Here is a 19,578-nt window from a genome sequence, read left to right as displayed (position 1 = left end):
CGTGGACCCCGCAGCCATCGCCACCCTGCTCACCGCCGCCGCCATCGCCGGCTGGGTCGACGCGGTCGTCGGCGGCGGCGGACTCCTCCTCCTGCCCGCCCTCCTCATCGCCGCCCCCGGCGTACCCGTCGCGACCGCGCTCGGCACCAACAAGCTCGCCGCCATCGCCGGCACCACCACCGCCGCCATCACCTACGCCCGCCGCACCAAAGTCGACTGGACCACCGCCGGACCGGCCGCCGCGCTCGCCGTACCCGTCGCCGGGCTCGGCGCCGCCCTGGCCGGCTCCGTCCCGCCCAGCGCCTACCGGCCCGTCGTCCTCGGCGTACTGGTCGCCGTCGCCCTGTTCGTCACGCTGCGCCCCCGGCTCGGCATGGTCGCCGACCCGCTACGGCGTACGCCGACCCGGATCAGCGCCGCCGTCGCCGTGGCCGGCGGCCTGATCGCCCTGTACGACGGCATGATCGGCCCCGGCACCGGCACGTTCCTCGTCCTGGCGTTCACCACCATCGTCGGCGCCGACTTCGTCCACGGCTCGGCGATGGCCAAGCTCGTCAACGCCGGCACCAACCTCGGCGCCCTGGTCGTCTTCGGCCTGGCCGGCCACGTGTGGTGGCTGCTCGGCGCCGCGATGGCCGTCTGCAACATCCTCGGCGCGGTCGTCGGCGCCCGGATGGCACTGCGGCGCGGCTCCGGGTTCGTCCGGGTCGTGCTGCTTGTCGTCGTGCTCGCCCTGGTGGCCAAGCTCGGCTACGACCAGTTCGCCTGACCCGCGGTGTGCCTGGGCCGGTCACCGGTCCCCCGTACGGCCCGGATCGTCCCCCGAAAAGCTGGGCCCCCGGCGTCGGCGCAAGGTCGCCGACGCCCCTGTGAGGTGGGGCACTGTGCGTAGCGCATCCTAGGAAGCTAGTAATGACTGGGCGGACCCCGCCGCTCGACGCTCACGGTCGCTCGCGGAAGAATGACCTTGTGCAGGGACGAACCGGACCACGCTCCGGCCATCCGGACAGTGCCACGAACCGAACCCCGGAGCCGACCAGCGGCCCTGAACGCACCGCCGTCGCCCTCGCCGCCCAGCGGCCCGACCTGCTGGCCGCCTACACCGCCGCCCTGCCCGGCGCCCGTGCGGCCGTACTCGGCCGGCTCTGGACCGCCCTCTCCCGCGAACCGGTCCCCGGCGTGACCGGCCGGACCACCGACGCCGGGCGGCTCACCGTCACCCTCGCCGACGGGCGCCGGCTCACCGGTCCCCCACCGGCCCCGTACGTGTCACCACCCGACAGGCTGGACCTCGAACTGGACGGGGTCACCGTCGCCGGCCCCGCACCACTGGTCGCCGCACTCGGCGACGGCGTCGCCCCGACGACCGGCGCCCACCGCAGGCTCGCCGACGAACTCGACGACAGCGTCGCCAACCTCGCCCTCGCCCGGGCCGCCCAGCCCGCCCCGGACGGCGGGCCGCCCGCCCTCACCCGGCCCGGCCGCACCGACGCCGACTGGGAACAACTCGTCGTCGACGGCCACCCGCTGCACCCCGGCTGCCGGACCCGGTACGGCATGTCGACCGCCGACGTGCTCGCGTACGCCCCCGAGCACCGGCCCACCGTCGACCTCGAACTGGTCGAGGTACCCGCCGACCGCTGGCTGACCACCGGCAGCGGCCTGCCACCGGTCCTGCCGATGCACCCCTGGCAGGCCGCCCACCTGCTCGACACGTACCCGTGGCTGCGCCGCACCGGGCGGACCCGGCCGGCCCGCCCGCTGATGTCGCTGCGCACCCTCGCCCCGCTCGACGACCCCGGCCACCACGTCAAGACCGCCGTCGACGTGCAGATGACCAGCGCCGTACGCACCGTCTCGGCCGCCGCGGTCCGCAACGGCCCACCGGTCACCGCCCTGCTCGCCGGGCTCGCCGCCCGGATCGGCGGGCTCACCGTGCTGCCGGAGACCGCCGCCGGGGCCGTCCTCGTCGACGGCGAACCGTGCCGCAGCCTGGCCGTCGTCGTACGCCGCGCCCCGGCGCCCGACCCCGGCGAGACCGTGCTGCCGCTCGCCGCGCTGGCCGCCCCGTCCCCGGCCGACGGCCGCCCCCTGGTCACCGAGGCGGTCACCCTCGGGTACGGCGGCGACCCGGCCGGCTGGCTCACCGACCTGGCCCGGGTGCTGCTGCCACCGCTGCTACGGATGCTCGACCTCGGCGTGGCGCTGGAGGCACACGGCCAGAACACGCTGGTCGGGCTGCGGCACGGCCGGCCCACCCGGCTGTTCTACCGCGACGTCGGCGGCATCCGGCTCAGCCCGGCGCGGCTGGCGCGGCACGGCGTCACCGCCCCGCCGGTCCACGGCGACCTGGCCACCGACGACCCCGCCGAACTGCGCGACACCCTGCTCGCCGCCGCCGGCACCGTCCTCACCGAACAGGTCGCCGTGCTGAGCCGGGCGTACGGCACCGATCCGCGTACGCTGTGGTCGGCGGTCGCCGCCGCCGCGCCCGACGACGACCTGCTCTTCCGCCCCACCCTGCCGGTCAAGGCGACGACGGCGATGCGGATGGCCGCCGACCCGCTCGACGTCGTCTGGGCCCGGGTACCGAACCCGCTCGCGGAGCCGCGATGACCGCCATCCCCACCATCCACCGCCGCCGGCTGTGCGCCTGCGCCACCGGCGTCGGCACGGTCGCCGGCGCCGCCGCGCACACCGCCGACGAGCTGCGGATCCACGCCCCCGACCTGGTCGACGGATTCCGGGCGGCGCTGCCCGCCGCCGCGTCGACCGTCGGCCGGCGGCTCGCCGGCGCCCTGGTCCGCGAGGACATCGGCGACGCCCGGGCCCGGTGGGCCGGCGCCGGGACCCGGCACGGCTTCGACCGGGTCGAGTTCGACACCGTCGACGCCGACGACCCGGTCGACCTGCTGCCCGGCCAGGTCATGGACCGCCGGGGCTGGGCGCTGGCCACCGAACTCACCAACGCGGTGGTCAACCTCGCGATCGCGTACGCCCGGCGGGCCGCCCGCCCGGTGCCGGCCGGGTCCGGTGCCGACGGGTCGGCGGTGGACGCCGAACGGCTCGCCGTCGACGGGCACAACCTGCACCCGTGCGGGCGTACCCGGCTGGGGTGGAGCGTCGCCGAGGTCCTCGCCCACGACCTCGAGGCCGGGGCGACCCGGGTCGGGTTCGTCGCCGTACGGCGCGACCTGCTCACCGGTGACGACATCGGCGCCGAACTCGCCGCCGGCCATCCGGACGTGCCCGCCGCTCCGCCCGGCTACGTCAGCCAGCCGGTGCACGCCTGGCAGCTCGAGTCGGTGCTGCCGCACCGGTACGCCGACCTGTGGCGCGACGGTGCCCTGCGCCCGCTCGACGGGGAGCTGGCGGCCGCGCCGACGGCGGCGCTGCGGACCCTGCTGCTGCCGGCCGGCCGCGACGGCCGGCACCGCTACCTGAAGCTGTCGCTGGACATCCAGGTGACGTCGACCCGCCGGACGATCTCGATCGCCAGCACCCGCAACGGGCCGGCGATCTCCGCCCTGCTGCACCGGCTGCTCGCCGACGACCCGGCCGGCGGGCGGGTGCTGCTGCTCGCCGAGACCGCCGGGGCGGCGCTGCCGGCCGGTGCCGGGCGGGACGCGTCGGCGATCCTGCGGTCCGGTCTCGACGACCGGCTGGGTGAGGGCGAGGTCGCCGTACCCGGGGGTGCGTTGCCGGCCCGCGACGGCGCCGGGACCGTGCTCGCCGCCCTGGTCGACCGGTACGCCGTGACCCGCGGCCGGCCGGACCGGGCGGGCGCCGCGCTGGGCTTCCTGACCGAGTACGCCCGGCTGCTGCTCACCCCGGTGCTGCGCCTGGCCACCCGGTACGGCATCGGCCTCGAGGCGCACCTGCAGAACTGCCTGCCGACGTTCGTCGACGGGGTGCCGCACCGGATCGTGTTCCGGGATTTCGCCGGCCTGCGGCTGCACCGGCCGAGGCTGGCGGCCGCCGGCCAGTCGGTGCCGCTGTGGCCGGGTTCGGTCGTCGGCACCGACGACGTGGCGGTGCTGCGGGCCAAGGTCGGCTACACCGCGCTGCAGGCGCACCTCGGTGAGCTGGTGGTGCGGCTGGCCGGCTCGCACGGGCTCGCCGAGCCGGCGGCGTGGCGGGCCGTACGCGCGGTCGTGGACGAGGTGTACGAGCCGTTGCGCGCCGACCCGGCCACCGCCGCGGCGGCCGCCGCCGACCACCTGGCGCTGACCGCCGACCGGGTGCCGCACAAGGCGCTGGTCCGGATGCGGCTGGCCGGCGACGGCGACATCTACATCCCGGTACGGAACCCGCTGCATGCCGCCTGAACGGGTCGCCGCGGCGGTCCGGGCGCTGCCCGGCCCGGTCTGCGCGTACGTCTACGACCGGGCGACGCTGCGGGAGCGGGCGGCGGCGCTGCGGGCCGCGCTGCCGGCCGGGAGCACCCTGCTGTACGCGGTGAAGGCGAACGGGAATCCGGACGTGGTGGCCGCGCTCGCCGCCGCCACCGACGGGCTGGAGGTGGCCTCCGGCGGCGAGCTGGCGCTGGCGCGGGACGCCGGCGCGGCCCGGATCGTCTTCGGCGGACCGGCCAAGACCGACGCCGAACTGCGGGCGGCGGTCGACGCCGGGGCGCTGGTCAACGTGGAGAGCGTCCTCGAGCTGCGCCGGCTGGCGCTGGTCGCGGCGGACGGCGCCGGGCCGGTGGCCGGCGGTGGTTCCGGGGGCGGCCCCGGGGGTGCGCCGGTCCGGGTCGCGCTGCGGGTCAACCGGGCGGCGGGCGGGCCCGGCGGCAGCCATCGGATGACCGGCACCGCGACCCCGTTCGGGATCGACGAGGCGGAGCTGGCCGACGTGCTGCGGCTGGCGGCGACGCTGCCCGCCGTCCGGCCGGTGGGTTTCCACCTGCACGCGGTGTCGAACAACCTCGACGCGGCCGCGCACGCCGACTTCGTCGTGGACGCGGTCCGCTGGTCGGTCACGGCCGCCGCCCGGCACGGCCTGGACCTGGCGTACGTCAACGTCGGCGGCGGCCTGGGCGTCGACCACACCGGTGGGGCGACGGGGTTTGACGGTGCCGGCCCGGCGGAGTTCGATCTCGACGTGCTGCGGCGCGGCCTGGCGCCGGTACGCGACCTGCTGCCGGACAGGGCCGAACTGGTCTTCGAGCCGGGCCGCTGGCTGGCCGCCGACGCCGGCTGGTACGCCGCCCAGGTGCTGGACCTGAAGCACACCCACGGCCGCTGGTTCGCCGTGCTGCGCGGCGGCACCCACCACTTCCGGCTGCCGGCGGCCTGGGGCTACAGCCACCCGTTCGAGGTGCTGCCGGTCGACCGGTGGCCGTACCCGTTCGAGCGGCCGGAGGTGCGGGACGTGCCGGTCGACGCGGTCGGTGAGCTGTGCACCCCACGCGACGTGCTGACCCGGGGCCAGCGGGTGGCCCGGCTGCGGGTCGGCGACGTGTTGCTGTTCGGCCGCACGGGCGCGTACGGCTGGGACATCTCCCACCACGACTTCCTGCGCCACGAGCACCCGCGGACGGTCGTGCTCTGACCGTGGGCCGGTCGGGGTGCCGGCCGGAATCGGTCAGCTGCGGGCGCGCGGGTTGGCCCGGATCTCGCGCAGCGCCTGCCGGCGTACGTCGCCGCGCAGCGTGTCGACGTAGAGCCGGCCGTCGAGGTGGTCGGTCTCGTGCTGGAGCGCGCGGGCCAGGAAGCCGCTGCCGGTGACCGTCAGCGGTTCGCCGTGCTGGTCGAAGCCGCGGACGGTGGCGTGCATGGCGCGCGGGGTGGGGAAGTACAGGTCGGGGATGGACAGGCAGCCCTCCTCGCCGTCCTGGGTCTCCTCGGACAGCTCGATCGTCGGGTTGACCAGGTGGCCCCGGTGGCCGTCGGCGTCGTAGACGAAGACGCGGGCGCCGACCCCGATCTGTGGTGCGGCGACGCCGGCCCGGCCGGGCGCCCCGAGCATGGTGTCCATCAGGTCGGTGACCAGGGCACGCAGTTCGGCGTCGAAGCTGGTGACCGGGTCGCAGGGGCTGCGCAGCACCGCGTCGCCGATGATCCGGATCGGCCGCATCGTCATGCCGGCAAGGCTAGCCGACGCCGGTGCGCACGGGCCGGTAGCCGGTACGGGACCGCTGCGGGGCGGGCGGCGGTCGCGCCCGGGCCCGGGAGGGGTTGCTGTTGCGGCTGACAGCGAATTCGCTGTATCCACACTGAATTCGCTGTGGGGCGCGACAGCGATACCCGGAGGGTGGCGACCGCGACCGGCGGCCGTGGACCGGCGGCCGCGGACCGGCGCGAGCACGACGTGGCGCCCACGACGTGGCGCCGAGGGCGGCGGCGGGGCGTGGGTCAGGCCGGGCGGCGGGTGCCGGCCGGGCCGGCGAGGGCGGCGCGGACCGGGGCGGCCTTCGCCGCCGCCTCGGCGACCTCGGCGTCCGGGTCGCTGCCCCAGGTGATGCCGCCGCCGGCCCAGACGTGCACCCGGTCGGCGTCGACGGCGGCGGTACGGATCGTCAGACCGAGGTCGATGCCGTCGGGGCCGATCCAGCCGAGGGCGCCCATGCTGGCGCCCCGGCCGACCGGTTCGTGGGCGGCGATCTCGGCCAGCGCGGCGTGCTTGGGCGCGCCGGTGACCGAGCCGCCGGGGCAGACGGCGCGCAGCAGTTGGGTCAGTCCGCAGCCGTCGGCGAGGTCGGCGGAGACGACGGATTCCGCCTGCCACAGGTCGCACCAGCGCCGGATGCCGTAGAGCTCGTCGACGCGTACGGTGCCGGTCTTCGCGACCCGGGCCAGGTCGTTGCGCTCCAGATCGACGATCATGACGTGTTCGGCGCGTTCCTTGGGCGAGGCGAGCAGTTCGGCGCGGCCGGTGGCGGTCGCCGGGCGGGTGCCCTTGATCGGGCGGGTGGTGGCCCGGCCGGCGGTCACCTCGACCAGGGTCTCCGGGGAGGCGCAGCCGATGGCCCAGCCGGCCCCTTGGAGCACTCCCCCGTACCGGGCTCCGGGGAGCGTGGCGAGCCGGGCGAGCGCCGGCAGCGGGTCGCCGGTGTAGTCGGCGGACGCGTGGCCGACGACGTTGACCTGGTAGATGTCGCCGCGGGCGATGGCGGTACGGGCCTGTTCGACGGCGGCGGCGTGCTGGGCGGGTGTCCAGCTCTCCCGCCACGGCCCGAGCCACCAGCCGCCGGTCGGTCCGCCGGCGGCCGTCGGCCGGTCGGGGTGCGGGTCGGTGGCGGGCTCGTGGACGACGGCGACCAGGTCGGGTACGGCCGGCACGGGGCTGGCGGGGCCGGTCGGTGCGCCGATGGCGTGGGCGGCGGCCGCGGTGGAGAGGTAGACGGTGGCGCCGGCCGGTTCGTCGGGTCCGGGCGTCCGGGGCGGGGCGGTCAGGTCACGTACGGGGAGTCCGGCGTGGGCGAGGAAATCCTCGAGCAGCCGGGTCGGGTCGCCACCGTCGGTGATCCGCCACTCCAGTCGTGAGCGCTCCCGCAGGGCGGGTAGCCTTGTTCCGGTCACGGTGCGTGACGCAAGGGGCCGGACTGGGAGCGTTCCCACGCCAAGTGGTCCGATGTGCCTCATACGAAGGGTGGATTCTCCCCTGATCATGCCGTTACCTGCTCGAAAACGCGTCGTTCGACTTGGTAACGTGCATCACTGTTCATGTGAGTTTTTACACAGCCGAACGCAACGCCCCCACACCGGAGATCCTGATGTGCCAGCACCAACCGACCTGCCCCTCCGCCGACGCGACCGACCGGGAAGCCGCCCGCGTCATCGCCTGCTTCCCCGAGCAGGGCTGGAGCCTGCTCTGCAACGGCGTCATCAGCTTCGAGGACACCGGGGAACTGCTGCCCGACGGCAGCACTATCGCACCGCACCGCGGTCCGGCCCGACACGCCCTGGCCGCCTGACCTGAGCCTGCCGGGCCTGACCGCTCGTCGGGCCACGGTCCGGTCACGACATCCGTGACCAGCGGTCACTGCTCGAACGCCTCCGGCGGCGGGCAGGCACAGACCAGGTTGCGGTCACCGAACGCGCCGTCGATCCGGCGCACCGGCGGCCAGTACTTGGCCGCCGGGTCCACCCCGGCCGGGAAGGCCGCCACCGAGCGCGGATAGGCGTAGGGCCACTCGTCGCCGGTCACCATCGTCGCCGTGTGCGGGGCGTTGGACAGCGGGTTGTCCCCCTTCGGCCACTCCCCCGAACCGACCTTGTCGATCTCGGCCCGGATGGCGATCATCGCGTCGCAGAACCGGTCCAGCTCGGCCAGGTCCTCACTCTCGGTCGGCTCCACCATCAGCGTCCCGGCGACCGGGAACGACATCGTCGGGGCGTGGAAGCCGTAGTCGATCAGCCGCTTCGCGACGTCGTCGACGCTGACCCCGGTCGCCTTCGTCAACGGCCGCAGGTCGAGGATGCACTCGTGGGCCACGAGCCCCTTGTTGCCGGCGTACAACACCGGGAAGTGGGCGCGCAGCCGGGCCGCGACGTAGTTCGCCGCCAGGACCGCCACCCCGGTCGCCCGGGCCAGCCCGTCCGGGCCCATCATCCGCAGGTAGGCCCACGGGATCGGCAGGATGCCGGCCGAGCCGTTCCGGGCCGCCGAGATCGCCGGCCGGGCCGCCGCACCGCCGGACTCCCCCTCGCCGGCCGCCGCCAGCGGGTCACCGGGCAGGAACGGGGCCAGGTGCGCGCGTACGGCGACCGGCCCGACGCCCGGCCCACCGCCGCCGTGCGGGATGCAGAACGTCTTGTGCAGGTTGAGGTGCGACACGTCGGCGCCGAACCGCCCCGGCTTGGCGTATCCGAGCAGGGCGTTGAGGTTGGCGCCGTCGACGTACACCTGGCCGCCGGCGTCGTGCACCTTGGCGCACAGCGAGGCGATGCCGGTCTCGTACACCCCGTGCGTCGACGGGTAGGTGACCATGATGGCGGCGAGGGTGTCGCGGTGCTGCTCGATGCGGCGGTCGAGGTCGACCAGGTCGACGTTGCCGTCGGCGTCGCAGGCGACCACGACGACCCGCATGCCGGCCATCACCGCGCTGGCGGCGTTGGTGCCGTGCGCCGACGACGGGATCAGGCAGACGTCGCGGCCGGTGTCGCCGCGCGACAGGTGGTAGGCGCGGATCGCCAGCAGGCCGGCGAGTTCGCCCTGCGAACCGGCGTTCGGCTGGACGCTGACGGCGTCGTAGCCGGTGACCTCGGCGAGCCAGCCCTCCAGGGAGGCGACCAGGTCGCGGTAGCCGGCGGCCTGCTCGGCGGGGGCGAACGGGTGCAGGTCGGCGAACTGCGGCCAGCTCACCGGTTCCATCTCGGTGGTGGCGTTGAGCTTCATCGTGCAGGACCCGAGCGGGATCATGCCGCGGTCCAGCGCGTAGTCGGAATCGGACAGCCGGCGCAGGTAGCGCAGCATCGCGGTCTCCGACTGGTGCCGGGAGAAGACCGGATGGGTCAGGTAGTCGCTGGTGCGCAGCAGGGCGGCCGGCAGGGCGGCGTCGGTGGGCTGCGCCGGGGTGGCGGGCTCGGTCGGAGCGGCCACGCCGAAGGCCGCGAACACCTCGGCCAGGTGGGCTTCGACGGTCGTCTCGTCGCAGGAGATCCCGACCCGGTCGGCGTCGACCGGCCGCAGGTTGACGCCGCGCCGCGCGGCGGCGGCGACCACGTCGGCGGCCCGGCCGGGCACGACCGCGGTCACGGTGTCGAAGAACGCGTCGTGGGCGGTGGTCACCCCGCCGGCGCGCAGTCCGGCGGCGAGCCGGGCGGCCATCTCGTGGGTACGCTCCGCGATCGCCTTCAGGCCGGCCGGCCCGTGGTAGACGGCGTACATGCCGGCCATGACGGCGAGCAGCACCTGGGCGGTGCAGATGTTGCTGGTCGCCTTCTCCCGGCGGATGTGCTGCTCGCGGGTCTGCAACGCGAGCCGGTAGGCGGGGGCGCCGGCGGCGTCGCGGGACACCCCGACGAGCCGGCCGGGCAGCATCCGCTCCAGGCCGGCGCGGACGGCGAGGTAGCCGGCGTGCGGGCCGCCGAAGCCCATCGGTACGCCGAACCGCTGGGTGGTGCCGGCGGCGATGTCGGCGCCGATCTCGCCGGGCGGGCGCAGCAGGGTCAGGGCGAGCAGGTCGGCGGCGACGGCGACGAGCGCGCCGGCCGCGTGGGCGGCCTCGACGAGCGGGGCGTGGTCGCGGACGGCGCCGGACGCGCCGGGGTACTGCAGGTGCAGGCCGAAGAACTCGGCCGGCAGCTCGTCGGCGTCCAGGTCGACGACGCGTACGTCGATGCCGAGCGGTTCGGCCCGGGTCCGGATGACGGCGACGGTCTGCGGCAGCGTGTCGGCGTCGACGACGTACACCGGGCTCTTGCTCTTCGAGGCGCGGCGGGCGAGCGTCATCGCCTCGGCGGCGGCGGTGCCCTCGTCGAGCATGGAGGCGTTGGCGGTGGCCAGCCCGGTCAGGTCGGTGACCATGGTCTGGAAGTTGAGCAGGGCCTCCAGCCGGCCCTGGCTGATCTCCGGCTGGTACGGCGTGTACGCGGTGTACCAGGCGGGGCTCTCCAGCACGTTGCGGCGGATGACGGCCGGGGTGTGGGTGCCGTGGTAGCCGAGTCCGATCATGGAGACGGCGACGGTGTTGCGGGCGGCCAGGTCGCGCAGTTCGGCGATCACCTCGGCCTCGGTGGCGGCCGGCGGCAGGTCGAGGCCGTCGTGCCAGCGGATGACCTCGGGGATCGCGGCGTCCATCAGCTCGTCGACGGAGTCGTAGCCGACGGTTTCCAGCATCCGGCGCTCGGCGGCGGCGTCGGGGCCGATGTGACGGTCGGCGAAAGGTCTGGTACTCACAGGCATCTCCCGGGCGAGGTCGACGAGGCGGCCTCCCCTTCTGTCACCGGCGCGGATGATCCGCGTCGACTCCAGAGCGCCTGCCCGCGTGGTCCTTTTGCCTGAGAGGTTCCGGGGAGGAGTTGCCCCTTCGGCGCCGCCTGGTTTCGCCAGGTGGTCTCTCCCGCGCGGGTGGTACCGGCACTGGCCACGCTACCAGCGCCGGCACCACCCGCATGATCTAGACCCGGGTCAGGCGGCGGCCAGCACCGCGCCGTCGCGCCGGCCGGCCTCCTCCGCCGGCCGCAGGGCCAGCGCGAGTACGTCGGCGACGTCGGCGAGGGTGTGCACGGTCAGCGCCGCGCGCACCTCGGCCGGCACGTCGTCGAGGTCCGGCTCGTTGCGCGCCGGGATGACCACCTCGGTCAGCCCGGCCCGGTGCGCGGCCAGCAGCTTCTGCTTGACCCCGCCGATCGGCAGCACCCGGCCGGCCAGGGTCACCTCGCCGGTCATCCCGAACTCGGGACGTACCGGGCGGCCGGAGGCCAGTGACGCCAGCGCGGTGACCATGGTGACGCCGGCGCTCGGGCCGTCCTTGGGCACCGCCCCGGCCGGCACGTGCAGGTGGATCCGCCGGCCGGCGAGGGCGTTCGGGTCGAGGCCGAGTTCCCGGCCGTGCGAGCGCAGGTAGGACAGCGCGATGTGGGCCGACTCCTTCATCACGTCGCCGAGCTGACCGGTCAGGGTCAGCCCCGGTTCGCCCTCCATGCTGGTCGCCTCGATGAAGAGCACGTCGCCGCCGGCGCCGGTCACCGCGAGACCGGTCGCGACGCCGGGGACCGCCGTACGCTCCGCCGACTCCGGGGTGAACCGGGGCCGGCCGAGGTAGCCGGCGAGGTCGTCGGTGGTGACCGCCACCTTGCCGGGCTCGGTCGCGAGCTTGACCGCGACCTTGCGCAGGATCTTCGCCAGGGCACGTTCGAACTGCCGTACGCCGGCCTCCCGGGTGTGCTCGCCGGCGATCCGGGCCAGGGCCGCGTCGTCGACGGTGACGTCGTCGGCGGTCAGCCCGGCCCGCTCCACCTGCCGGGGCAGCAGGTGGTCGCGGGCGATCGCGACCTTCTCCTGCTCGGTGTAGCCGTCCAGGGTGACCAGTTCCATCCGGTCCAGCAGCGGGCCGGGGATCGCCTCGACGACGTTCGCGGTCGCCAGGAACAGCACGTCGGACAGGTCGAGGTCGACCTCGAGGTAGTGGTCGCGGAACGTGTGGTTCTGCGCCGGGTCGAGCACCTCGAGCAGGGCGGCGGCCGGGTCGCCGGCGTACCCGGCGGAGATCTTGTCGACCTCGTCGAGCAGCACGACCGGGTTCATCGAGCCGGCCTCGCGCAGCGCCCGCACGATCCGGCCGGGCAGCGCGCCGACGTACGTGCGGCGGTGGCCGCGGATCTCGGCCTCGTCGCGGACGCCGCCGAGCGACACCCGGACGAACTTGCGGCCGAGCGCCCGGGCGACGGACTCGCCGAGGCTGGTCTTGCCGACCCCGGGCGGGCCGGACAGGGCCAGGACCGCGCCGGAGCCGCGCCCGCCGACGACGGCGAGGTTGCGTTCCGCGCGCCGGTTGCGCACCGCCAGGTATTCCAGGATGCGGTCCTTGACGTCGGACAGTCCGGCGTGGTCGGCGTCGAGCACCGCGCGGGCCGCGGCCAGGTCGGTGTTGTCGTCGGTACGCACCGACCACGGCATCTCCAGCACGGTGTCGAGCCAGGTGCGGATCCAGCCCGACTCCGGAGACTGGTCACTGGCCCGCTCCAGCCGGCCGACCTCGCGCAGCGCCGCCTCGCGTACCTTCTCGGGAAGGTCGGCGGCCTCGACGCGGGCCCGGTAGTCGGCGGAGCCGTCCGGTTCGTCCTCGCCGAGTTCCTTGCGGATCGCGGCGAGCTGTTGGCGGAGCAGGAAGTCGCGCTGCGACTTCTCCAGCCCCTCGCGCACGTCGGTGTTGATCCGCTCGGTGACCTCCTGCTCGGCGAGGTGGTCGCGGACCCAGCCGACGAGCAGTTCGAGCCGGGCGGTGACGTCGCCGGCGGCGAGCAGTTCGGACTTCTGGGCGACGGTGAGCCACGGGGCGTAGCCGGCGGAGTCGGCGAGTTCCGACAGGTCGGTCATCCGCTCGACGGCGTCGATCACCTGCCAGGCGCCGCGCTGCTGGAGCACGGCGGTCATCAGGGCCTTGTATTCGCGGGCGAGTTCGCGGGCCTTGCCGGCGGGTGCCGGTTCGGTCAGCGGGGTGGCCTCGACCCAGAGCGCGGCGCCGGGACCGGGCACGCCGGAGCCGATCCGGGCCCGGGACAGGCCGCGGACCACGGCGGCGGGTTCGCCGCTGGGCAGCCGGCCGACCTTCTCGATCGTGGCGACCGCGCCGACCGGGCCGTATTCACCGTCGACGCGGGGCACGGCCAGGACCTGTTTGTCGCCGGTCGCCCGGGCCGCGTCGACGGCGGCCTGGGTGGTCGCGTCGAGGGTCACCGGGATGACCATGCCGGGGAGCAGGACGTCGTCGGTCAGCGGCAGTACGGGAAGAGTTGCCATCGAGCACCTGCCATCAATTGAGTTGAGCTTGCTCCACTCAAGTTACAAACAGTGCCCTATGTTCCCGTAGTGACGCAGGCCACAGCCGAACCCCGCCAGCGACGTGGTGCGCCGCCGGCGGGGTCGGATCCGGGCGGCTCAGCGGTACGGCATCATCGGGAACCAGCCGAAGCCGAACATGGCCGGCACCCGCAGGTCCCAGTAGACGACGGTGAAGACCCCGAGCGCGATCAGCAGCGACGCGGTGATGACGGTCGTCCGTACCGGACTCTCGGACAGCCAGCGCAGGAACCGGCCCCGGGTGCCGGCGATCAGCAGCGCGAACAGCGCGGTCACCACGACGACGTTGCCCAGCGACTGGAGCACGAACGCGCCCGCGCCGTACAGCGGGTTGCCGGTGTCGACCGCCCAGTGGAAGAGCTTGTTGAACAGCGGGTACGGCCGGCCGATCAGGAACCCGCCGATCAACGCGCCGAGGGTCACCACCCGGGCCACCGGCCGGTTCGCGAACGGGTCCGGCACGACCTTCAGCGCGGCCAGACCGAGGTACGTCAGCGCCAGGCCGATCAGGCCGAAGACGACCGACGACTGGATGATGCGGACCGGCATGTCACCGACGGTCTCGGTGGACAGCTGCGGCAGCCGGTCACCGAGGAGCACCCCGACGAAGCCGTAGACCGCCGAGACGACGACCATGCCCAGCGTCAGCCAGCCGACCGGGCGCAGCAGGGCGCGTACCGGACCGTCGTGAGCCCCCCGGGCCGCGCCGGCCTGGCCCATCGGCCCGACCGAGGCGGCCACGGCGATGTTGCAGGCGGTGAAGGTGCCGGCGAGGCCGGAGACGAACGCGAAGAGCAACCCGGCCGCGGTGCCGGCGATCGCGGTCTCCTTGGCGTCGTGGCCGAGCAGGGCGTTGGCCACGTTGTCGCCGATCACCGAGTCGACGAACTCGAACGACCACAGGATCGACAACAGGATGCCGGCGGCCACGCTCCACCCGATGATCACACCGGTACGGGGCCGCTGCTCCAGCTGGAGAGGAAGGGAGGTCTTGCCAGTCTGCGTGGTACTCATGGGCGCCCACCTGGGAGTCGGTCCCCGCGTCACCGGGCGGGGACGTACATACGAGCTCCGATCAGTGTTCGACGACCGTAGATCCACTACTGGCTATCTGTCGGTCCGATGAAGACAATCTGTCGCTCCGTCGCTGGAATCGGCTCCCCGATCCGGGGCGGAACCACCGCCCCGCCCGGGGGCGGAGATCCCGGCCGTCAGGACAGCCAGCCGGGGCGGACCAGGCCCGCCTCGTAGGCGAACACCACGAGTTGCGCGCGGTCCCGGGAGCCGAGCTTGACCATCGCGCGGGACACGTGGGTCTTGGCCGTGGCCGGGCTGATCCTCAGGTGGGCGGCGATCTCGTCGTTGGACAGGCCGGTGCCGGCCAGCCCCACCACCTCCCGTTCCCGGTCGGTGAGTTCGGCGAGCCGGTGCGGGGTCGGCGGGGTGGCGGTCCGGAGCGCGAACTGCTCGATCACCCGCCGGGTGACGCTCGGCGACAGCAGGCCGTCGCCGGCGGCCACCACCCGGACGCCCCGGATGAGTTCGGCCGGCTGGGTGTTCTTCACCAGGAACCCGGCGGCCCCGGCCCGCAGCGCCTCGCCGACGTACTCGTCGAGTTCGAACGTGGTGAGGTCGACCTGGTCCGGTCGATCGGCGCCGACCGGACCGTCGACTACACCCGGGAGGACTTCACCCGCGACGGGCCGGCGTACGACGTCGTGCTGGACCTGGTCGGCAACCGGTCGCTGACCGACTGCCGGCGGGCGCTGGCACCGGGCGGGACGCTCGTCCTGTCCGGTGGCGGGATGTCCGACGGCGGCAGCCTGGTCGGACCGTTGGGGCTGTTCGCCCGCGCGCGGGCGCTGTCGCCGTTCGTCCGGCACCGGATCGTCGCGCCGGCCGCGGTGACGGGCCGAAAGAACCCGGCGACGCTACGTGACCTCGTCGAGTCCGGGCAGGTCACCCCGGTCATCGATCGGACCTACCCGCTGGCCGAGGTACCCGCCGCGATCCGCTACCTGGAGGTGGAGCACGCCCGGGCGAAGGTGGTCATCACCTGCGCCGAGTGACCGGTGCCGGTCAGTCAGCGGCGAGGCGCGGGGTGACGATGCGGATCTCGACCGGCCCGACCGGGTTCGCCGCCGGTGGGTGTGGTGTCCCCAGCCACCGGCGGCGCGATGTCGCGGTTCAGGCGACCGGCTCGGTCACCTCGACCAGCGTCCGTGCCCGCTGCGGCCAGGCGGCCACGCTCGGCGTCATCCGTACGCCGGCCGCCTTCAGCGTGCCGCGCAGCGTCTCCACGTCGCTGTCGGCGAGTTGGCGGTAGGTGCGGATTCCGGCAGCGGTCAGGACGGCGGCCGTCTTCGGTCCGATCCCCTCGATCCGGCGCAGGTCGTCGGCCGGCTCGACCGGGTCGGTCCCGACCGGCTGCGCGGGTACGACGACCGCCGCCGGCACCGGCTCGGGCTCCACCGTGGCAACCGGATCCGCGATCGGTTCCGGGTCGGACACCGCGACCGGCGCTACCGGCTCCGGCTGCGTCACGGCGACCGGCTCGGCGGGAACGGGATCGATGGGCTCGACCGGTTCGGTGGCGGCGGGCTCGGCCGCGACGACCGCCACCGGCTCGGGCTCCGACACGACGGCCTCGACCGGCGCGGGGTCGACCACGGCGGCCGGCTTCCCCGACGGGGCGGGCTCGAGGACCGGCTCGGCCGACACGACCGGGACCGGCTCGGGCTCGGGCTCCGACTTCGCCGCCGGAACCGGCTCGACCACCGGCTCGGGGTCCGACTTCGCGGCCGCCACCGGCTCGGGGTCCAGCACGTCCGGCCGGTCCGCTACCGGGGCGGGCTCGGTCTCGACCGGGGCGGGCTCCGCGTCGGCGACGCCAGTCGGCCCGGTGGCCGGGCGCCCGGCCGGCCCAGCCGGCTCGTCCGCGACGGGTTCGGGCGCGACGGCCGGCGGGGTGATCGCCGGCAGGGCGGCGGCCGGCGTCGTGGCGTCGGGTGCGGTGTCGATCGGCGCGGCGGTGGCCGTCGCGGGGTCGACGGGCGGGGTCGGGACCGGTACGACAGGGGGCAGCGTGCCGGTCGGGGCGGCCTTGGTGTCGGCGGCGCCACGTACGTCGTTTTCCGGGGCGCGTGGGCTACGCCCCCACACGAACCAGCCGACCGCGACGCCGACCAGCAGGGCCAGACCGAGTATCAGAGAATGCGCGAACGACCACGCCATAGAAGACCTCCTGGATGAATGCGCCGGAAGCGCGAAATCTCGCCGCAGCTTCGCATACATCGAGTGCTTCCGACAAAGCAACCACACCGGTCGTCCGGTGACGAATCAACTACGGCACGCAAGCATTCGTGCCTCGTTGCTGCTGGTCGGGTTGATTCGGCCGGCACACGGGTCCGGGACGGGCAGGGCACCTAATGACGCGGCACAATCGTTCACGGTCCGGAAACACAATTGCGCCCGGCCTTTTCCGGGAGGCGCGCCGGCAATTGTCAGGTGCCGTCGCCCGCGCCGCCGGACGCGCCGCCACTGCCGTCGTCGCCGGGCAGGTCGTCGTCCACGACGTAGCCGGTCCCGCCGTCCTGGTCGAACCCGGGCCCCTCGGAGGTCGGGAGCCCCGTACCAGCGGGGTCGGTGCCGATTTCGGCGTCGACCGCCACGTTCTCGCCGGGCTCGGCGTCGACACCGGACTCCGCGTCGATGTCCGCGTCGGCGGCCACGTCCCCGTCGACGGCGGAGTCGACCGCGGTGTCCGCGCCGAGTTCGGCGTCGTCGGGTGAGACCGTCACCCGTCGACCATAAGCCGGCTACGGTGTACCGGACGGACACTTCGACGTACGCCTAAGCCCGACACCTGCGGTGGGACGTGGCCGGGCCGGGCGGCAGGCGTGAGACTGTGGCGCGAACCGACCGCGGTAGCGTAACGTGACGTCCAGGATGATTGCATATATACAGGCTTACCCGTCCATGATCGGTCACTGCGCGGGAGGTGCGACGTGCAGTTGCTGATCCGCCAGATCGATTCGGGAACCCAGGTCCGTTTCATCCTCGAGGGCGAGATCGACCTGGCCACCGTGGGCGACGTACGCGACACGGTGATCGCCACCCTGGCCCGGTCCCGTCCCGAGTCCGTGGTACTGGATCTCGCCAGCGTCACCTTCATCGACTCGACCGGCATCGGCGAACTCGTCGCCTGCCACAAGGCCGCCACGGTCAGCGGTGCCCGGCTGGTGCTGGAGAACCTGTCGCCGTTCGTCCGCCGGCAGATCTGGGCCACCGGACTGCTCGGCCTCTTCGGCCTGCCCACCGACTCGCCGCTCGGCGACCCCGACGGCGTACGCTGATCCGCCCCTTCTCAGGGGCGGATCGCCGAGCGCGCCCAGCGGTCCCACCACTGGGCCTCCGGTGCCTCGCCGGAGGCCGCCACCAGTGCCTGCAACGCCGACGCCAGCGACCGCGGATCGCCGACTCCGGCCGATTCGACCAGCGCCCGGATCTCGCCGGCCCGCTGCCGGGTCACCGCCGCGACCAGCGCGCAGCCCTCGCTGGTCAGGCCGACCCAGGCGACCCGCCGGTCCTGCTCGCGGTGCTCGCGACGGACCAGGCCGCGCCGGATCAGCCGGTCCGACGTACGGGTGACGGTCGACGGGTGCACACCGAGGTCCGCCGCCAGGTCGACGGTGCGGCGGGGCCCGTTCGACACGAGCAGGACGAGCATCCGGTACTGCGGCAGGGTGATGTCGACGTCCAGCCGGGTCAGGGTGTGCGCGGTCATCCCGACCAGCACCCGGGCCAGCGCCGACAGGCCGTCGACCAGCACATTGACGCCGCTGACCGTGGAGCCCGGCGACTCCGTGGATAGGCTCACGGGGGCAATCCTCGCATAGCGGCACACTTGACCGGTTCGCCCGGCACGACCGCCACGCCGCCCGGCGTCACGACGCCGGCAGCGGCCACCTCGCCGGTTCCGGACCCACCGCGGCCCACACGGTCTTGCCGTCGTCGGCCTCGGCGAACCCCCAGTCCCGGGCCAGCACGTTGACGATCGCGAGCCCGCGACCGCGCCAGGCCCGGCCGTCGGGGAACGAGTCGGGCGGCGGCATGTGCGGCCCGCGCGGGTCGCGGTCGCGAACCCCCAGCCAGACCGTCCCACCGACCTGCGCCACGGTCAGGTCGAGTTCGGTACCGGCGTGCTCGATGGCGTTGCTGACCAGTTCCGAGGTGATGACGACGGCGTCGTCGGTGAGGTCGTCACACCGCCAGTCGCGGCAGGCGGCCGACACCGTACGGCGCGCCACCGCCGCCGAAGACGGGTGGGCCGGCAGCAGCCGGTGCCGGCGGCCGGCCGGGCTCGGCCGGCGGGTCACCACCGCCACCGCGTCGGGCACCGCCGGACAGATGTCGAACAGGCGGCCCAGCATCCGGTAGACGATGCGCCCGGTGGCGCTCGCCGGCTCGGCGCACAGCAGCAGCTGGGTCGAGGTCCGGCCGGGCGCGACGACCTCGCTGAGGGTACGCAGCGCGGTGGCGCGCACGATCCGGGCGGCGTCCAGGTCGACGACGATGGCCAGCGGCGCGTCCAGCATCGCGCGACGCACCGCCGCGATCAGGCCGACGAGGGCGGACTCGTCGAGCTGTCCGTTGACCGTGATGGTGGAGATGCCCGTGGCGAAGTCGCGGCCGACGGTGCAGGCGGCGGCGGTCACCGCTCGCCCCGGGCGGCGGGTCCGGGCTGTCCGGGATAGACGGTCCCGGCCGACGGCGGCGGCATGCCGAGTGCGGCGGAGACCCCGGCGACGCGCAGCACCCGGTCGACCATGCCGCGGGCGTTGCGGACGAGCAGGACCTGGCCCCGTCCGGCGGCGGCGTAGTGCGCCTCCACCAACTCCTTGATCGCACTCGAGTCGATCATGCTGACCCGGTGCAGGTCGACCACCACCCAACGGACATCCGGCACCGGGCAGGCGCCGTCGACGATTTCCCGTAGCCGGCCGGTGAACATCATGTCGAGTTCACCGGACAGCGTCACCACGCAGGTGTCGGCGACCGGATGGTCGACCTGGACGTTGAACACGCGGCTCCCCTGCTTGGCGCGAC

16 protein-coding genes, 2 pseudogenes and 1 riboswitch are annotated in these 19,578 nt (G+C 74.4%); of the genes and pseudogenes, 7 read left to right on the top strand and 11 right to left on the bottom strand.

Features of this window, described 5'->3' with window-relative positions:
* The first annotated feature begins 1 nt into the window (after position 1).
* The 4 genes from QCD66_RS17690 (at position 2) to QCD66_RS17675 (ending at position 5,553) form a co-directional block, all read left to right on the top strand.
* Positions 2 to 769, top strand: coding sequence for a TSUP family transporter (locus tag QCD66_RS17690; RefSeq protein ID WP_364217373.1), 768 nt, complete (start codon positions 2 to 4; stop codon positions 767 to 769).
* 200 nt (positions 770 to 969) lie between these two features.
* Positions 970 to 2,616, top strand: a complete 1,647-nt coding sequence (locus tag QCD66_RS17685) for an IucA/IucC family protein (protein WP_375734169.1) — start codon at positions 970 to 972, stop codon at positions 2,614 to 2,616.
* Positions 2,613 to 4,328 carry an IucA/IucC family protein gene (locus QCD66_RS17680; RefSeq protein ID WP_375734168.1) on the top strand — a complete coding sequence of 572 codons (1,716 nt, stop codon included), beginning with the start codon at positions 2,613 to 2,615 and terminating at the stop codon, positions 4,326 to 4,328. Before QCD66_RS17685 ends, QCD66_RS17680 begins: the two co-directional genes overlap by 4 nt.
* The gene (locus QCD66_RS17675) at positions 4,318 to 5,553 is read left to right on the top strand and encodes an alanine racemase (RefSeq protein WP_407567218.1); all 1,236 of its coding nucleotides are present in this window, start codon (positions 4,318 to 4,320) and stop codon (positions 5,551 to 5,553) included. The genes QCD66_RS17680 and QCD66_RS17675 overlap by 11 nt, the downstream gene beginning before the upstream one ends.
* 33 nt (positions 5,554 to 5,586) lie before the next feature.
* On the opposite strand, the gene def is transcribed toward QCD66_RS17675, so the two are convergent.
* Together def and QCD66_RS17665 are read right to left on the bottom strand one after the other, a co-directional pair.
* Positions 5,587 to 6,084 (bottom strand): peptide deformylase, encoded by a 498-nt coding sequence (def, locus tag QCD66_RS17670; RefSeq protein WP_357541042.1) that lies wholly within the window; start codon positions 6,082 to 6,084, stop codon positions 5,587 to 5,589.
* Between the two features lie 272 nt (positions 6,085 to 6,356).
* Complete coding sequence (locus QCD66_RS17665; RefSeq protein ID WP_375736370.1) at positions 6,357 to 7,613, bottom strand: chorismate-binding protein; 1,257 nt, start codon at positions 7,611 to 7,613, stop codon at positions 6,357 to 6,359.
* A 104-nt stretch (positions 7,614 to 7,717) separates the two neighbouring features.
* Here QCD66_RS17665 and QCD66_RS17660 point away from each other — a divergent pair, with 104 nt between their 5' ends.
* The gene (locus QCD66_RS17660; RefSeq protein ID WP_212828720.1) at positions 7,718 to 7,918 is read left to right on the top strand and encodes a DUF5999 family protein; all 201 of its coding nucleotides are present in this window, start codon (positions 7,718 to 7,720) and stop codon (positions 7,916 to 7,918) included.
* Between the two features lie 65 nt (positions 7,919 to 7,983).
* On the opposite strand, the gene gcvP is transcribed toward QCD66_RS17660, so the two are convergent.
* The 4 genes and pseudogenes from gcvP to QCD66_RS17640 form a co-directional block, all read right to left on the bottom strand.
* Positions 7,984 to 10,851, bottom strand: coding sequence for an aminomethyl-transferring glycine dehydrogenase (gcvP, locus tag QCD66_RS17655; RefSeq protein ID WP_375736371.1), 2,868 nt, complete (start codon positions 10,849 to 10,851; stop codon positions 7,984 to 7,986).
* 73 nt (positions 10,852 to 10,924) lie between these two features.
* A riboswitch (glycine riboswitch) is annotated at positions 10,925 to 11,021 on the bottom strand.
* Between the two features lie 55 nt (positions 11,022 to 11,076).
* Positions 11,077 to 13,410: an endopeptidase La gene (gene lon / locus QCD66_RS17650; RefSeq protein ID WP_375736372.1), complete on the bottom strand. Its 2,334-nt coding sequence runs from the start codon at positions 13,408 to 13,410 to the stop codon at positions 11,077 to 11,079.
* A 138-nt stretch (positions 13,411 to 13,548) separates the two neighbouring features.
* Entirely contained in the window at positions 13,549 to 14,484 is a 936-nt protein-coding gene (locus QCD66_RS17645; protein ID WP_357541047.1) for a hypothetical protein, read from the bottom strand.
* 197 nt (positions 14,485 to 14,681) lie between these two features.
* A pseudogene (locus QCD66_RS17640) lies at positions 14,682 to 15,107 on the bottom strand (DNA-binding response regulator); the annotation flags it as partial.
* Between QCD66_RS17640 and QCD66_RS17635 the strand changes: the two are divergent.
* Positions 15,102 to 15,539: pseudogene (locus QCD66_RS17635) on the top strand (zinc-binding dehydrogenase); the annotation flags it as partial. The pseudogenes QCD66_RS17640 and QCD66_RS17635 overlap by 6 nt on opposite strands.
* A gap of 118 nt (positions 15,540 to 15,657) precedes the next feature.
* On the opposite strand, the gene QCD66_RS17630 reads toward QCD66_RS17635, so the two are convergent.
* Positions 15,658 to 16,704, bottom strand: a complete 1,047-nt coding sequence (locus QCD66_RS17630) for a DUF4332 domain-containing protein (RefSeq protein ID WP_375736373.1) — start codon at positions 16,702 to 16,704, stop codon at positions 15,658 to 15,660.
* A 269-nt stretch (positions 16,705 to 16,973) separates the two neighbouring features.
* Positions 16,974 to 17,270: a hypothetical protein gene (locus tag QCD66_RS17625; protein ID WP_357541051.1), complete on the bottom strand. Its 297-nt coding sequence runs from the start codon at positions 17,268 to 17,270 to the stop codon at positions 16,974 to 16,976.
* 207 nt (positions 17,271 to 17,477) lie between these two features.
* On the opposite strand from QCD66_RS17625, the gene QCD66_RS17620 reads away from it, so the two are divergent.
* Positions 17,478 to 17,825: an STAS domain-containing protein gene (locus tag QCD66_RS17620; RefSeq protein ID WP_357541052.1), complete on the top strand. Its 348-nt coding sequence runs from the start codon at positions 17,478 to 17,480 to the stop codon at positions 17,823 to 17,825.
* Between the two features lie 11 nt (positions 17,826 to 17,836).
* Here QCD66_RS17620 and QCD66_RS17615 read toward each other — a convergent pair whose 3' ends face one another.
* The 3 genes from QCD66_RS17615 to QCD66_RS17605 form a co-directional block, all read right to left on the bottom strand.
* On the bottom strand, positions 17,837 to 18,349 hold the full coding sequence (locus QCD66_RS17615) for a MarR family winged helix-turn-helix transcriptional regulator (protein ID WP_375736374.1): 513 nt from the start codon (positions 18,347 to 18,349) through the stop codon (positions 17,837 to 17,839).
* A gap of 67 nt (positions 18,350 to 18,416) precedes the next feature.
* Entirely contained in the window at positions 18,417 to 19,187 is a 771-nt protein-coding gene (locus tag QCD66_RS17610; protein WP_364217354.1) for an ATP-binding protein, read from the bottom strand.
* Positions 19,184 to 19,555, bottom strand: coding sequence for an STAS domain-containing protein (locus QCD66_RS17605; RefSeq protein ID WP_364217352.1), 372 nt, complete (start codon positions 19,553 to 19,555; stop codon positions 19,184 to 19,186). Before QCD66_RS17605 ends, QCD66_RS17610 begins: the two co-directional genes overlap by 4 nt.
* Between the last annotated feature and the right edge of the window lie 23 nt (positions 19,556 to 19,578).

This window comes from Polymorphospora sp. A560 (genome assembly GCF_045781765.1).
Classification (GTDB): Bacteria; Actinomycetota; Actinomycetes; order Mycobacteriales; family Micromonosporaceae; genus Polymorphospora; species Polymorphospora lycopeni.
The sequence above is the reverse complement of the archived record's forward strand: the minus strand, read 5'-3'. Positions and strand labels throughout refer to the sequence as shown.

What these genes read in the sequence shown, in the direction of transcription:
- QCD66_RS17680 (WP_375734168.1), top strand. Translation starts at nt 2,613, where the DNA reads ATGACCGCCATCCCCACCATCCACCGCCGCCGGCTGTGCGCCTGCGCC.
- QCD66_RS17675 (WP_407567218.1), top strand. Translation starts at nt 4,318, where the DNA reads ATGCCGCCTGAACGGGTCGCCGCGGCGGTCCGGGCGCTGCCCGGCCCG.
- def (WP_357541042.1), bottom strand. Translation starts at nt 6,084, where the DNA reads ATGACGATGCGGCCGATCCGGATCATCGGCGACGCGGTGCTGCGCAGC.
- QCD66_RS17665 (WP_375736370.1), bottom strand. Translation starts at nt 7,613, where the DNA reads ATGATCAGGGGAGAATCCACCCTTCGTATGAGGCACATCGGACCACTT.
- QCD66_RS17660 (WP_212828720.1), top strand. Translation starts at nt 7,718, where the DNA reads ATGTGCCAGCACCAACCGACCTGCCCCTCCGCCGACGCGACCGACCGG.
- gcvP (WP_375736371.1), bottom strand. Translation starts at nt 10,851, where the DNA reads ATGCCTGTGAGTACCAGACCTTTCGCCGACCGTCACATCGGCCCCGAC.
- lon (WP_375736372.1), bottom strand. Translation starts at nt 13,410, where the DNA reads ATGGCAACTCTTCCCGTACTGCCGCTGACCGACGACGTCCTGCTCCCC.
- QCD66_RS17645 (WP_357541047.1), bottom strand. Translation starts at nt 14,484, where the DNA reads ATGAGTACCACGCAGACTGGCAAGACCTCCCTTCCTCTCCAGCTGGAG.
- QCD66_RS17630 (WP_375736373.1), bottom strand. Translation starts at nt 16,704, where the DNA reads ATGGCGTGGTCGTTCGCGCATTCTCTGATACTCGGTCTGGCCCTGCTG.